Origin of the sequence: uncultured Paraglaciecola sp., assembly GCF_913058035.1 — a bacterium.
Lineage (GTDB): Bacteria > Pseudomonadota > Gammaproteobacteria > Enterobacterales > Alteromonadaceae > Paraglaciecola.
The window spans coordinates 1-15,300 of the sequence record NZ_CAJXPA010000114.1 but is presented as its reverse complement, the minus strand read 5'-3'; the positions used below and the strand labels follow the sequence as shown (position 1 = coordinate 15,300).

At 41.4% G+C, this 15,300-nt stretch carries 13 protein-coding genes; all 13 read left to right on the top strand.

Annotated elements, in window-relative coordinates; translation table 11 throughout:
• Window positions 1-1,561: NADH-quinone oxidoreductase subunit C/D (nuoC, locus tag QZ562_RS14375; protein ID WP_293761468.1), on the top strand; the 1,561-nt coding region annotated here is incomplete at its 5' end.
• A complete protein-coding gene (gene nuoE, locus QZ562_RS14370; protein WP_363315366.1) occupies window positions 1,558-2,121 on the top strand; it encodes an NADH-quinone oxidoreductase subunit NuoE in 564 nt (187 codons plus the stop codon). The genes nuoC and nuoE, both read left to right, overlap by 4 nt.
• Window positions 2,114-3,382, top strand: a complete 1,269-nt coding sequence (nuoF, locus tag QZ562_RS14365; RefSeq protein WP_293761466.1) for an NADH-quinone oxidoreductase subunit NuoF — start codon at window positions 2,114-2,116, stop codon at window positions 3,380-3,382. Before nuoE ends, nuoF begins: the two co-directional genes overlap by 8 nt.
• A 3-nt stretch (window positions 3,383-3,385) precedes the next feature.
• A complete protein-coding gene (gene nuoG, locus QZ562_RS14360; protein WP_293761463.1) occupies window positions 3,386-6,193 on the top strand; it encodes an NADH-quinone oxidoreductase subunit NuoG in 2,808 nt (935 codons plus the stop codon).
• Window positions 6,193-7,146, top strand: a complete 954-nt coding sequence (nuoH, locus tag QZ562_RS14355) for an NADH-quinone oxidoreductase subunit NuoH (protein ID WP_293761461.1) — start codon at window positions 6,193-6,195, stop codon at window positions 7,144-7,146. Before nuoG ends, nuoH begins: the two co-directional genes overlap by 1 nt.
• Before the next feature lie 2 nt (window positions 7,147-7,148).
• A complete protein-coding gene (nuoI, locus tag QZ562_RS14350; RefSeq protein ID WP_363315365.1) occupies window positions 7,149-7,664 on the top strand; it encodes an NADH-quinone oxidoreductase subunit NuoI in 516 nt (171 codons plus the stop codon).
• Window positions 7,661-8,206, top strand: coding sequence for an NADH-quinone oxidoreductase subunit J (nuoJ, locus tag QZ562_RS14345; RefSeq protein ID WP_293761457.1), 546 nt, complete (start codon window positions 7,661-7,663; stop codon window positions 8,204-8,206). Before nuoI ends, nuoJ begins: the two co-directional genes overlap by 4 nt.
• Window positions 8,203-8,511: an NADH-quinone oxidoreductase subunit NuoK gene (gene nuoK, locus QZ562_RS14340; protein ID WP_293761470.1), complete on the top strand. Its 309-nt coding sequence runs from the start codon at window positions 8,203-8,205 to the stop codon at window positions 8,509-8,511. Before nuoJ ends, nuoK begins: the two co-directional genes overlap by 4 nt.
• A gap of 2 nt (window positions 8,512-8,513) precedes the next feature.
• Window positions 8,514-10,334, top strand: a complete 1,821-nt coding sequence (gene nuoL, locus QZ562_RS14335; protein ID WP_293761456.1) for an NADH-quinone oxidoreductase subunit L — start codon at window positions 8,514-8,516, stop codon at window positions 10,332-10,334.
• Window positions 10,322-11,773, top strand: coding sequence for an NADH-quinone oxidoreductase subunit M (locus tag QZ562_RS14330; protein ID WP_293761454.1), 1,452 nt, complete (start codon window positions 10,322-10,324; stop codon window positions 11,771-11,773). The genes nuoL and QZ562_RS14330 overlap by 13 nt, the downstream gene beginning before the upstream one ends.
• Entirely contained in the window at window positions 11,770-13,203 is a 1,434-nt protein-coding gene (locus tag QZ562_RS14325; protein WP_293761452.1) for an NADH-quinone oxidoreductase subunit N, read from the top strand. The genes QZ562_RS14330 and QZ562_RS14325 overlap by 4 nt, the downstream gene beginning before the upstream one ends.
• A gap of 597 nt (window positions 13,204-13,800) precedes the next feature.
• A complete protein-coding gene (locus QZ562_RS14320) occupies window positions 13,801-14,001 on the top strand; it encodes a hypothetical protein (RefSeq protein ID WP_293761449.1) in 201 nt (66 codons plus the stop codon).
• Window positions 14,002-14,339: 338 nt separating this feature from the next.
• Window positions 14,340-14,609: a hypothetical protein gene (locus QZ562_RS14315; protein WP_293761446.1), complete on the top strand. Its 270-nt coding sequence runs from the start codon at window positions 14,340-14,342 to the stop codon at window positions 14,607-14,609.
• Window positions 14,610-15,300: the final 691 nt, after the last annotated feature.

Here is a 15,300-nt window from a genome sequence, read left to right as displayed (position 1 = left end):
AGATGAAACAACTCGCCAACATAATGTAATCCCCCATCGACGAGATTTCACCGTGGTGTATTTGTTTCGCTCTTATGGGCGCAATCAAGATTTACGTATAAAAGTTGCCTTAACCACGGATGCAAAAGAAGTTTCGAGCATCAGTTCCATTTGGCCAAATGCAAACTGGTACGAACGAGAAGTCTGGGATTTATTTGGGATAAAATTTACCGATCATCCTTGCTTACGAAGGATTATGATGCCAACAACTTGGCAGGGGCATCCTTTATGTAAAACCCATCCCTCACGGGCCACTGAGATGGGTGAATATAGCTTACCAGATGACATTCGTGATTTGGAACAGGAGGCATTAAAATTTAACCCCGCTGAATGGGGCCTAAAACCACAGGGTAATCCTGAAGAATTTATGTGGCTAAATTTAGGCCCAAACCATCCCAGTGTGCACGGTGTTTTCAGGATCATGCTGCAACTAGATGGTGAAGAAATCGTAGAAGCAATACCAGATATTGGTTACCACCACCGTGGTGCTGAAAAAATGGCCGAACGTCAGAGCTGGCATTCCTATATTCCTTATACGGACCGCATTGATTATCTGGGCGGAGTGATGAATAACCTGCCCTATGTTATGGCTGTAGAAAAGCTAGCTGGTATTGTTGTACCAGAACGGGTCAAAATCATCAGAGTGATGTTATGTGAGATGTTCCGCATTCTCAGCCACCTCCTATTTTATGGCACTTTCGCACAGGACATAGGCTCCTTATCGCCTATTTTTTACATGTTTGTCGACCGAGAAAAATTGTTTGGCATTGTTGAAGCCATCACTGGCGCTCGGATGCATCCGGCCTGGTTCAGAATTGGTGGGCTTGCTGCTGACTTACCTAAAGGTTGGGACAAAATGGTCACCGAATGGCTTGATTATATGCCAGCTCGCATGGCTGATTACGACCAAATGGTAATGCAAAATAGTTTAATTAAGAAACGCACAGTAGGTATTGGCGCCTACGATACTGCTACCGCGATTGACTGGGGTGTGACTGGGCCTGGATTACGTGCCACAGGGTTTGACTGGGATTTACGTAAAAAACGTCCTTATAGTGGTTATGAAAATTTTGATTTTGAGGTGCCCTTAGGTACTCGCGGAGATAGTTACGATCGCTGTGCAGTGCGGGTGGAAGAAATTCGTCAAAGCATGCGTATTATTCGCCAGTGTGTACAAAACATGCCTGAAGGACCTTATAAGTCTGATCACATACTAACTACACCACCTCCAAAAGAACGCACTATGCAGGATATCGATACCCTTATCCCACATTTTTTAGGTGTAAGTTGGGGACCGGTTATCCCTGCAGGTGAAGCCATGATGGAAGTAGAAGCCACCAAAGGCAGCAATGCCTACTACCTGACAAGTGACGCCAGTACTATGAGTTATCGTACACATATTCGTACCCCATCCTTCCCACACTTACAAATGATCCCAGTAATGGCCAAAGGCCAGATGATAGCCGATTTGATTGCCACTATTGGCAGCATAGATTTTGTTATGGCGGACGTAGACCGATGAGTAATGTAATTCCAATTAAACAAGTTGACCTTACTAACCAACCAATGGTTAATTTTAACGAAATAGTTAGTTATCGCGAAGTGCTTTCTACTAAGGAAATAGCTGCCATTGAACATGAGTGTTCTTTATATGAAATAAGACCTGCAGCCGCCATTGATGCCCTCCAAATTGTACAAAATGAACGTCGCTGGATAAGTGATGAGAGCTTATATGCCATAGCGAATATGTTAGGTATGTCAGCTACTGAATTAGAGGGAATTGCCACCTTTTATAATCTGATTTATCGCCACCCAGTGGGCGAACATGTTATCCACTTATGCGACAGCATTAGTTGCTGGCTGCATGATTACCAAACTATTGCCGATCACTTGCGCAAGACACTCAAAATTGAATTTGGTCAAACTACTCAAGATGGAAAAATAACCTTACTTCCAAACGTATGTTTGGGATGTTGTGATAAAGCGCCTGCCTTAATGTTGGATGGAGAGCTTATTGAAAGCCTAAATATTGAGTTGATCGATAGTCTTGTGAAGCGCTTGAACGGAGTTGATAATGGATAAACCATTAAGTCAGTACCTTGATCTAAGCAATCCGCAAAATCTGCGGACTTATCAGAGCACAGGTGGCTATGAAGGTTTTAAAAACGCGTTAAAAATGCAACCTCAAGAGGTTCAACAACGGGTATCTGAAGCAAAACTAAAAGGCCGTGGTGGTGCCGGATTTATGACAGGCATGAAATGGAGCTTTGTGCCAATGGGCGAAGATGCCCCAAAAAACAAATATCTGGTGTGTAATGCAGACGAAATGGAGCCAGGCACCTTCAAAGATCGTTGGTTGATGGAGGGAGCTCCTCATTTATTAATCGAAGGTATGATGATTGCAGCCTATGCAATAGGTGCTGACGTTGCATATATATTTTTGCGCGGTGAATATCGTCTCTGTGGTGAACGCTTACAACAGGCTATTGATGAAGCAGAAGCTTCAGGTCTGTTAGGAGACAACATTAATGACAGTCAGTATTCACTAAAATTACATCTGCATACTAGCGCCGGACGTTATATCTGCGGCGAAGAAACCGCACTCATTAACGCACTTGAAGGTAAACGTGCCAATCCTCGTGCCAAACCACCTTTCCCACAAGTAGTAGGTTTATTTGGGCGACCCACTATTGTTAACAACTGCGAAACCTTATGTAACTTGCCTGGCATCTTGAAAAGCGGCGTTGAATGGTATTCCCAATTATCTGGTGGTGCAGACGCCGGGAGCAAAATTTTTGGTATCAGTGGTAGAGTTAAACACGCTGGTTTATGGGAACTTCCGATGGGTACCACAGCCCGACAAATCTTAGAATTAGCTGGTGGTATGCAGCATGGGTTAACGCTACGTGGTTGGTTACCAGGTGGTGCATCCACTGACTTTTTAATGCCTGAACATCTGGATATCCCTATGGAATATGATGCAATTGCCAAAGCTGGTAGTCGCATGGGCACAGGTGTGATTGTTGCCCTTGATGATCAACATTGTCCAGTAGGCATGATCCTAAATTTATTGAAGTTTTTTGCACAAGAATCATGCGGCTGGTGTACACCTTGCCGAGATGGTTTGCCGTGGGCGGTAGAAATTTTAAGTCGTATTGAGGCTGGTCATGGTGCACAGGACGATCTTGATACATTACAACAATTATGCGGGTTTATGTGGATAGGTAAAACCTTCTGTGCACTCGCACCAGGGGCAGTCGAGCCATTACGCAGTGGTATGAAATACTTTGCCGATGATTTTCAACAGCATATTGATCACAAGGGGTGTCCTCACGGGCATTAAATTATGACCAAAATTTTTATTGATAACCAACAATATACCGTCACAGATGGGCAAAATTTATTACAAGCCAGTCTATCCCTAAAATTGGATATACCTTATTTTTGTTGGCACCCAGCAATGGGTTCTGTTGGCGCGTGTCGACAATGTGCGATGACCCAATATCAAGACGAAAATGATACTCGTGGGCGGATTATTGTAGCCTGTATGACACCGGTATCTGACGGTATGCGTGTCAGCATGCAGCAGCCTGCAGAAAAAGAGTTTCGTCAACAGATTATATCTGCACTAATGACACATCATCCTCATGACTGTCCAGTCTGCACTGAGGGCGGAGAGTGTCACCTGCAAGATATGACAGTCATGTCTGGTCATAATAAACGTCAATACAAAGGTAAAAAAACTACCTTTATCAATCAAGATCTTGGCCCATTAATCAAGCATGAGATGAACCGCTGTATTACCTGTTATCGCTGTGAAAGATTCTACAAAGATTATGCAGGGGGTACAGATTTAGCTGCTCAAGCAATTAGCAATAAAGTGTATTTTGGTCGCCAATGTGACGGCACACTGGAAAACGAATTTGCTGGTAATTTAGTGGAAGTCTGTCCAACCGGTGTGTTTACTGATAAACCATTTGGAGATCATTACAGCCGCAAGTGGGATTTACAAACCGCACCTTCCGTTTGCCAACACTGCTCGGTAGGTTGTAACACCAGTCTGTCGGAACGTTATGGTTCAGTGCGACGTGTCACTAACCGTTTTAATGACCATCTGAATGGATATTTTCTATGTGATCGCGGCCGCTATGGTTTTTCTTATGTAAATAGTGAGGCACGCCGTCAGACAATTACTGTAGATGGACAAGCAAATGAATGGGCTGATACCACTGTCAATGATAGGTTGAAAAGTAAAGATAAATGGATCGGGATTGGTAGTAGTCAAGCTAGCTTAGAAGACAATTTTGCTCTGCAACAACTTGTTGGACGTGAAAATTTTAATCCCGGACTTAGTGCTCAACATGAAAAGTTACTGGCTATACATATGTCAATTTTGAGTCAATGGGAAGCGCCCAGTTTGGCACAAATGGAGCAAGCTGATGCGATACTCATTTTAGCTGAAGACGTCAACAATAGTGCACCACGTATAGCATTATCTATCCGACAAGCGTTGCTAAATAACGCTCGTGAACAAGCCGAAAAATTAAGAGTGCCAGGCTGGCAAGATGCCGCAGTCAGAGCAATACAACCTCATCATCCTGTACCTCTGGCTATTTTGGGTTATGGTGAAAGCGATTTGGCTAAACAAGCTACCATTAGCTTGGTCTGTGATCATAAAAAAGCTGCTGAACAAGGATTTTTGTTAGCCAATTTACTCAATGATAAATCACCCAAACCTAAAGTCAGTAAAGTAGCGTTGCAGACACTAGAGTTGCTTGAGATTTTAAAAACAGCCAAACGACCATTAATAATCACTGGCTGGTCAGCCAACAACGCAGCCTTGTTAGCTGCTGCTACTAATATTCGCAAAGCGTTAAAATCAGTCAATATTAAAAACGAAAATACTCAGGATGATGCCATGTTATGTATCGTCCCACCCGATGCAAATACACTAGGCCTAGGCTTATTAACCCAGGGTAGCTATTTAAGTATAGACAGTTTACAGACAGAAAATAACGGATTAGATTATAGGACTGCCAAAAAATCTAATTTACTGGTGCTAGATCATTGCTCGCCAGCTTTTACTAAAAGGTTAAACGAATGGCGTCAATATTCAGATAATGTTGTTCTTTTAGGTCAACTCAGTGCTGCTGGTGCTGATGAAGTCAATCTTCCAGTATCAAGTTTTAGTGAATGTAGTGGCTCTGAGCTTAATTATCAGGGGTTAATCCAGTCTCATCTGCCAGCAACAAAACCATCAGGTCAATGTTTACCAGGCTGGCAATGGCTAGTGAATATCGCCAAGCTGCAGCAACATAAACTTGGCGAAGTTGATAATTTGGGTCAGCTTCGAGATCGACTGAGCCAAGACTATCCTCAACTTTATGTCCACTTTAATCAGCATCATCAGACTCAACTTGCTTTACAAACTCCAAGAGTAAGTGGCCGTACTGCTATGCTTGCCAACCAAACAATGCACGAACCCAAACCCTTCGGCGAAACAGGTGCCCCTTACAAACAAAGTATGGAAGGCACACAAGTGGGTCAAAAAGACGAATTTCCATTGGCTTATAGCTGGTCACCTGGTTGGAATTCTAATCAATCAAACCATAAATTTCGCGATGAATACCGTGGAGACGGACTTGCTCAGCAAAAAGGAGTACGCTGCATTGGCACCAAGAAGACTGATCAATGGTTTAAATGGCAAGCTGCTTGGTCAATAAATGCCAAAGCCCAATGGCAAATACTGCCGCTACAAAAAGTATTTGGTAGCGATAGTCTAAGTTTACATGCTTTACCTATTGCTCAGTTGAAAGTTCAGGCACAAATTGTTGCAAGACCAGTAGATGCCGCAAAATTAGGATTTATCGCGGGGCAGTTGATTTATTGCGATAATAACCAGATCCCCTTACAGTTGGTCACTAGTGACCAAGTTCCTGCTAATAGTTTATTGATCTATGTTCCCGCGGACCAACTATTCGAATTACACAATTGTGAACAGCTCACTGCTGCTACTACCAAACAAAACACAGAATACAACGTTCAAATATCTCAGCAACAAATACAACAACAACTTGTAAAACAACAGCAACAAAACCGGCTACTGGCGCAAGATCAAACAATCCCAATCCATTTTATTGAGGGAGTGATCTGATGCCGGGATTAGAACTGATGACAATGATTGGACTTATGGTGACCATATTGGTTCCTACTGCCGCGATGTTGGTGTGGTTCGAACGTCGTTTGTTAGGTTTTTTTCAACAACGCTGCGGACCCAATCGGGTTGGCTACTTTGGAATCTTACAATCCCTCGCTGACTTAATTAAAATTCTGTTTAAGCATGATTGGATCCCACCTTTTGCTGACCGGCCGGTATTTGTATTAGCGCCACTCATAGGCGCAATGGCGATATTAATGAGTTTTGCCGTAGTACCAATGGCACCAGGGATGATGATCTCAGACAGTAATATTGGTTTATTGTTTTTTCTAGCAATGACATCGATGGCGGTTTATTCAGTAGTGCTGGCTGGTTGGGCATCCAACAACAAATATGCAGCTTTAGGTGGCATGCGAGCTGCCGCGCAGACTATTAGTTATGAAGTGTTTATGGGTGTATCACTTCTTGGAGTCGTCATTTTAAGCGGAAGCTTCAGATTAAGCGATATCGTGTTGGCACAGCAAGATATCTGGTTTGTGATCCCACAATTTATCGGATTTGTTGTATTTATTATTGCAGGGGTAGCCGAAAGCCACAGATTACCCTTTGACCTGCCCGAAGCAGAAACTGAGTTGACTGCTGGATTTCACACCGAATACTCCGGAATTAAATTTGCTTTATTTTTTCTCGGAGAATATCTCGGCATGATGTTGATATCGATGATGATTACTACTCTGTTTTTAGGTGGCTGGTTAGGCCCTTGGTTACCACCTTTTGTGTGGTTTGTATTGAAGACCATGAGCTTGATTTGTTTCTTTATTCTTTTAAGAGCGGCATTGCCTCGGCCCCGCTTTGATCAACTATTAGAATTTGGTTGGAAATGGATGTTACCACTGGCGCTACTCAATTTAGTGGGCACCGCTGTTGTTAAACTATGGGGGGATTTTTAATTATGCATACTCAAATTAGAACTATGTGGACAGTTTTCAAACATTTGTTTGACACAACAGACACGGTTCAATACCCAGAAGAAAAACCATATTTGGCTCCACGTTACCGAGGCAGAATTGTATTGACACGTGATCCAGATGGAGAGGAACGTTGTGTTGCCTGTAACTTATGCGCCGTGGCATGCCCAGTAGATTGTATTGCCTTGGAAAAAACTGAGGACGAGCATGGTCGTTGGAGAGCTGATTTTTTTCGAATCAACTTTTCGCGCTGTATTATGTGTGGTTTGTGTGAGGAAGCCTGCCCTACTTATGCCATTCAACTTACACCCGATGTGGAAATGGCCGAATACAATAGACAAAATATGGTTTATGAGAAAGAGCATTTACTCATAGACGGCTCAGGCAAATATCCTGATTATAATTTTTACCACAAAGCTGGCATTAGTGTTAAAGGCAAAGATAAAGGACAAGCCGATCAAGAAAAATCTCCAATTGACGTTAGGAGTTTAATGCCATGAGTGGCCTAACATTATTCTATGTGAGTGGCAGTGTAGCTGTGCTCGCTAGTCTATTAGTGGTAACCAATAAAAACGCTGTACACGCGCTGCTGTATTTAGTTGTCAGTTTATTAGCCTTGGCAATGTGTTTTTATCTGCTAGGGGCACCTTTTGCTGCTGCGCTCCAAATTATTGTTTATGCCGGTGCAATTATGGTGCTGTTCGTATTTGCGGTAATGATTTTTAATATCAATCAAACTGATATTGATCGAGAGAGTCAATGGTTAACATGGCAAAGCTGGGTTGGCCCTACCCTACTAGTCATGATATTACTCGCTGAAATAGTCTTCGTAATATTGTCTCATCAAAACTGGTCAACAAATTCGCTATCTATGGCACAAATAGAATTAGTGGATGCCAGAGCGGTGGGTATTTTACTGTTTGGCCCCTACTTGCTAGCAGTTGAAATAGCGTCGTTCTTACTTTTGGCAGGTTTGGTCGGTGGTTATCATCTGGCCAAAGAGCTTCCCAAACAAACTGATAAACAACAAGGAAACCAATAATGGCGGTTCCTATTGAGCATGGTTTGGTGTTGGTTGCCCTACTTTGGGCTATCGGACTAGTGGGTTTGTTAAGTCGCAAAAATACTTTATTTATGCTGATGTCGATGGAAATCATGCTCAATGCCGGCGCTTTAGCATTTATATTAGCCGGAAGTTTATGGCAGCAAGCTGATGGTCAAGTTATTTATATCCTGATCCTAAGCATTGCCGCTGCCGAGGTAGGTCTTGGCTTAGCTTTACTTATTCGTTTACGCCAACATATCAGTGATTTGGATATTGATAAACTTAACGAGATGAAGGGATGAATATGCAAAATTTGCTTTTCCTTGTTCCCTTATTTCCCCTTGCCTCATCCCTAATATTGTTACTACTGGCCGGTCGACTTTCAGCCAAGATAGTAGCCGTATTAGGAGTAGGATCAATGGGTGTCGCTGCCATTTTAACACTATTTATTGGGATTGAATTTATAGACATGGGAAGTCATTCCTTTCAACAAGTGTTATTTAATTGGTTACCTATCGCCGATGCGCCTCTTAACTTCGGTTTACACTTGGACCAGTTATCTCTTGTAATGATGAGCGTGATAACAGGTGTGGGTTGGATGATCCACTGGTATGGTGCGGCTTACATGTTCGCTGATAAAGATATACAGCGCTTTTTTGTGTACATGAACCTATTTGTGTTTGCCATGTTGATGCTGGTTTTAGGCGATAACCTAGTGTTGCTATACTTAGGTTGGGAAGGGGTTGGTTTGTGTAGCTTCTTGCTAATCGGCTTCTGGCAACATAAAGCTGATAATGTGATCGCCGCCAAAAAAGCGTTTGTTGTGACTCGGGTTGGCGATACCGCAATGATGATCGGTTTATTAATTTTATTCAGTGAATTTGGCAGCTTACATATTAATACTATCGTCGACTCAACTGTGCAGGTGTCCCAGTCTAATCTGTGGTTAGCATGCATATTATTAGTAGGAGGCGCGGTGGGTAAGTCGGCACAATTGCCCCTACAAACTTGGTTACCTGACGCCATGGCTGGTCCCACTCCAGTGAGTGCACTGATCCATGCTGCCACCATGGTGACAGCCGGTGTGTATCTCATTGCCAGAATGCACCCTCTATTTCTTCAAGTTGATGGCGTACTAAATTTGGTTGCTTGGATTGGTGCGCTGACTCTGGTATTGGCCGGTATAGCCGCACTTGCCCAATCAGATATCAAACGTATCTTGGCCTACTCCACAATGAGTCAAATTGGCTACATGTTTTTGGGTTTAGGAGCACTGGCCTTTGATGCTGCTATTTTTCATCTCATGACCCATGCATTTTTTAAGGCTCTGTTATTTTTAACCGCCGGTAGTATTATTTTAAAAATGCACCACCAGCAAGATATATATAAAATGGGGGGTTTATTTCGAGCTTTACCTCTGACCTCAACATTTTTATTAATCGGATTGTTAGCGTTGGTGGCCTTCCCTGGCAGCTCAGGATTTTTTAGTAAGGAAGCTATATTAGCTGCCACTTATGAAGCCCACACTGCAGGACCAACTCTGTGGTGGATTGGTGTTCTTGGTGCATTTTTAACTAGCTTATATAGTTTTCGATTATTATTTATTGTCTGTTTTGGTCCAAGCAACCATGATCTAAAGGAAGCGGATTACAAACCATCCAGCCAGTTTGTGGTGCCTTTATTGCCCTTGGTGACATTAGCCGTAATAGGCGGATTTATTAGTTTAGATTTTGTACAGGTATTTGGCCCAGTTCATCATCCTCATTTACCATTATGGATAGAGTGGATGCCAGTAGCAGTGGCATTGGCAGGTTTTATATTAGCTTGGATATTATATTTTCCACGCAGTTCAATACGGTCCAATGATGGGACTTTCAGTCAATTCTGCCGAGATGGGTTAGGTTTTGACTGGCTTTATGAACGACTTTTTACCCGACCCTTGCAACTGTTCGCACGGATCAACAAAAGTGATGTCATTGACCATTTTTACCATTTTGTAGGCTGGTTTAATTTTAGTCTAAATGAAATTTTAGTTATCAGTCAAAACGGTAAGTTGCGCTGGTATCTGTTTGGCACCCTCGCAGGATGTGCCCTGATGTTAGGAGGGGTAGTATGGTGGCATTAAGTTTTTTAATTTGGTTTCCTTTGATGTTGGGTTCATGCGCCTGGCTCAGTGAAAAAAAATTTAGCGGTTCAGGCAACTGGGTCACCCTGTTTGGCTTATTCAGTTTGTTAATATTTGGTGTCTACCTTGCCAGTGATGGCACCAACAGCCTTAGTTGGGAGTGGTTTGCACGCTTTAACATTCATTTTTCTTTGTTGTATGACGGTCTTGCTCTGTTGCTCGTGACCTTGACTATTGCTTTGGCAATGCTAGCTGTGATGGTCTCCTGGAACGATATTGAACAACATCGTGGTTTTTTCCATTTTAATTTAATGTTTAGTGTGGCAGGTATTATCGGAGTATTTTTAGCAGCCGATCTGTTCTTGTTTTTCTTATTTTGGGAAGTGATGTTATTGCCCATGACCGCGTTAATTCTCATTTGGGGTCATGAAGATCGTCGCTACGCAGCGCTCAAATTTTTTATATTCACTCAAGTAAGCAGTTTGTTGATGTTAGTCGCCATTATTGCTTTGGCCCTGCACCATCAAAGCCAAACAGGAGAATTAAGTTTTAGCCTTAATGAATTGCAACAATTAGTGATACCCGACAATATGCAGTTTTGGTTGATGTTGGGCTTTTTTATTGCTTTTGCAGTTAAATTGCCCATGGTGCCATTTCATAGTTGGCTACCTGATGCACATACACAGGCACCCACGGCCGGTAGTGTTTTGTTAGCGGGAGTATTACTTAAAACCGGTGCCTATGGCTTAATTCGAATTGTATTGCCACTATTTCCTAACGCCACCATGGAATTTGCACCAGTAGCGGTCACTTTAGGCGTTGTCAGTATCATTTATGGAGCCTTCATGGCTTATAGCCAAACTGACTTGAAACGTCTAATAGCCTATTCCAGTATTAGCCACATGGGGTTCGTGTTATTGGCATTGTTTAGCTGGAACGAAGTAGCACTGCAAGGTGCCATATTAACCATTGTGGCTCACGGAATAAGCAGCGCAGCCTTGTTTAGTATGGCTGGTATGATCCAGCATCGTATTCATAGTCGTGAAATTGGCCAAATGGGTGGTATATGGGCAAGTGCTCCTAAAATGGCAACGGTAACCCTGATTTTTGTGATGGCAGGCATAGGTATGCCTGGAATGGCTAACTTCAATGGCGAATTACTCACCCTACTTGGCAGCTACCAACCGTTTCCTATACAAACCATTATTGCTTCCTTAGGTATAATCGGCTCAGCCGTTTATGGTCTACACCTATTTCAACGGGCCTTTCAGGGGCCAGCCAACGTTAATATAACTGACTTACACATGCGCGAATTGGTGTTCACTAGTCTCTTGGTGGTCGCCTTAATTTATTTCGGATTACAGCCACACATAGTGTTGGAATTAAGCAGTGAAACCCTCAGTAGTTTGATGCAAACCGCTGGGGAGGTTCGCCCATGAGTATTCAAGAATTATGGTTGTTGTTACCGGTATTGATCATAAGTGTTGGTATTTTAGCAGTGATGATCCAAGCAAGTTGGAAACGAAATCACTTCATTGCACAGGGTATTTGTCTAATCACCTTGTTTTTAGCGTTAGCTGCTTTAATTTACCAATACCCTACAAACTTAAAAACCATCACCATTTTGTTTGAACACGAACCCATTGGTGGTTTCTTCAGTTTAATGCTGTTGATGGTAGGAATTTCTGTGGCCTTGCTTCAAGGTCCATACATGGGTGCAAACAGTAAAGAAGTGGCTGAAGAGTTTTATCTTTTGCTGCTGCTTTCCTGCCTTGGTGCGATGTTGTTAGTGATGTCTCGCCATGTGGGCAGTGTGATCCTCAGTATTGAACTGATGAGTTTGTCGATGTTAGCCATTCTCGCATATAACCGAGAACGTAAACTCGCGCTCGAAGGTGCCATGAAGTACCTATTATTGTCTGGTGCTGCCACAAGCGTTTTACTTATGGGTTTTGCCTTATTGTATGCCAGCAGCGGACAAATGATGTTAGTTGACATGTTGCAATCTCCAATGGGTCTGATGGCAAAAAGTGGCTTTGTTTTGGTATTGGCTGGGCTTGCATTCAAGTTATCTCTGGTCCCATTACATTTCTGGACATCTGATGTTTATCAAGGAGCGCCGGTTAATTCCACATTATTGCTCACTACTTTGTCCAAAGCCGCAGTTTTTGCGTTGTTTATAAAATTAATTTTACAGGTTCCTGCTGATTTTGAGACAGACTTGATACGTATGTTAAGTTTGATGGCAATTGCTAGCATGCTGCTAGGTAACTGGCTGGCCCTGCAACAACAGAGTCTTAAACGTTTGATGGCCTACTCGGCTATCGCCCATATGGGTTATGTGTTAGTGGCAGCGGTTATTGCGATGGGCGTTGATCATAGTTTAGTGCTGGAAGGCGTCAGTTATTATTTATTAGCCTATCTGGTCGCCTCAATCTTAATATTTGCGGTGCTCACGCTATTATCCAGACTTGATGATCAGCAAGACTTGGATGAATTACCACAATTACAAGGGTTGTTTTGGCAACATCCTTGGCTCGCCAGCATTATGACCATCGCTTTTCTGTCACTCGCTGGTATGCCTATTACAATAGGTTTCATTGGTAAATTTTATTTGTTAACCCTCGCTATCAAACTTTCTGCTTGGTGGTTAGTAACTGCCATGTTGGTAGGCAGTGCTGTAGGACTCTATTATTACCTGCGAGTCATTTTCACGTTGTTTGCCCCTGCAAAGAATGACATACACCAAGCACATGGCGCTTACCTGACTAAAATATGGGTAGGACTTATTACTGCAAGTTTACTCATACTTGGGATATTGCCCGGACTGCTGGGAGATCAACTAAGAAATATATTAGCAATAGGCTAACAATTTAAAACTCTCACAATTAGCATTATCCAAATTTGAAGTTATTAACAATAATTAAATGCAACTAAATCGTGTTCTAGAACTAAATTGATTCGGTTTAATTTCAAACAAGTCTTTGTTGTGTTCTAAATTATTTGATAGTGCTCACTTTATACATCTGGGAAAGGCTTTAATAGAATTAGTGGTTAGTAATAATTCTTTTGAAAACGTTATGTTTCGCTGCTTTTTAGCGAACTGATATGCTGTTTTTAAAAACCAACCCGCACAGACTCACTCGACCTGAAATCCTCAATCTCCTCGACTTAGGTTGATCAGGCCAAATGCCGTTTAATAGCTTGCAAGCCATTAAAAATTGAATACAAACGAGCAATAAGAAGATAATGATGTACAAAACCAAGCAAAATAAACTGCACTATTGACCCTTTTTACGAAGATATTTGAAAAAACTACGCTCATTCCTTCGGTCGCAATGACATGAGTGAGCAATACGAAAAAAATGTAAAGTTGGATATTATTTTTAATTAAATAATTAGTTTGGATCAATGTTTGTTCATATTTAAGTATTAAACTATCTTCATACATCAGGTGTTAATTAAGTTGATAGGTATTATGGGTAAAGACAACCGTGTAAAGTTTGACGACTTTGATAAAGAGGAACTTGTTTGTTCATCAAAAAACAAAAATACAGCTAACATTCGTGCTGAGCTTGAAAAAAAACAACGTGAAAAAAGGCATAAAAATAGTGAATCAAAATATCGACATCAACCTGAACCGTCATCTGAAAAGTCAACTAAATAAGTATGAAGTCAATAGGTTTTAAGTTTACTTTTCACATTGTTAGTCAAGAGCGTTCTGACTACCAACTCAAGCGTGATATAGAAGCTAACCCTCAACAGTGTCTATCTAAGGTTTACGCACCATTATACGTACCTTAACAACGCCAGTGAAGGTACGTACATTGCTAAATAAATTCATCAAGCAAATTGCAAAAAAAAAATATTGATTGATATTTCAATGAATTACAGACGATGGCTACACTGACATGCAGCGTTTTTCCTGCGAGTAACTATAATCTTCGTATCCACTTAAAACTTATCATACGTTGCCGTCTAATTGTTGAAGGATATGAGGTTTACATGAATAATCGATTTAATGAGCGTTCAAAAGCAAATGAACGTGTTGAACTATCGTGTGGCGAAGAAAAATATGGCGAATTTGAAACAGAAAATATGTGTTCAGGTGGTATTTTTATTAAAAAGTGCCAAAGTCAAATCATCATCCTTGAGTCTACATCCGTGACGATTAAATTTTGCCACAACCCAAACTTAAGCTATCAGTCAAGTCATGATGCAATAGTGGTGCACAAAACTAACAACGGCGTTGGTTTTAAGTGGATCCATAGATAACATCAACGAATATAGCTGAAATAGCACTTTTACCTGACGACAAAACATGGATGAGTTGAAATAGAGCAATCGGGAACCTAACTCTGTTGAACGGCAATAAAACACCATTAGTTGCTCCGAAAATAACAACCAACTTATGGTGTTTCATTGTATTCGTAGGTTTTAAAAAGTTGATGTAATCGCAGTCGATCTTACGAAATATAGCTCACTCGAGATATTATCGGTTAATGAGCAATTGCGTATTCTTCTGGATCTGTGATTATTTATGTTGAGTTAACGTTATGAGAAATAAACTAATGCAAGAAGGCGAATAAAGACAAAAATTAACTTATGTTTTACTGGGATTGAGTAGGGTTAGCTAAATTTACAAAAGCTCATTGCACAATATATAAATAATCGAACGCTTCTAAATACAATCAGACATAAAGCATATGACAGCAGCAAAGCTTAATAGAGATATTTAATATTACAGATGAAAACATAATGATTGCGTGGACATACATTAATAGAATAAACATAAACGACCCAAAGCTTTATTTTCGATGACTTGAAAAAAAGGGAAGAAATAAAGACCATAAAACATATTGGACAATGAGCAGTGTGGTGCTATTTAACTAAACTTTTGTGCCATTCACTGCTTAAATAAATGGAAATTTTAACGGGAATATGACCCTAAACATTCATTCTTATT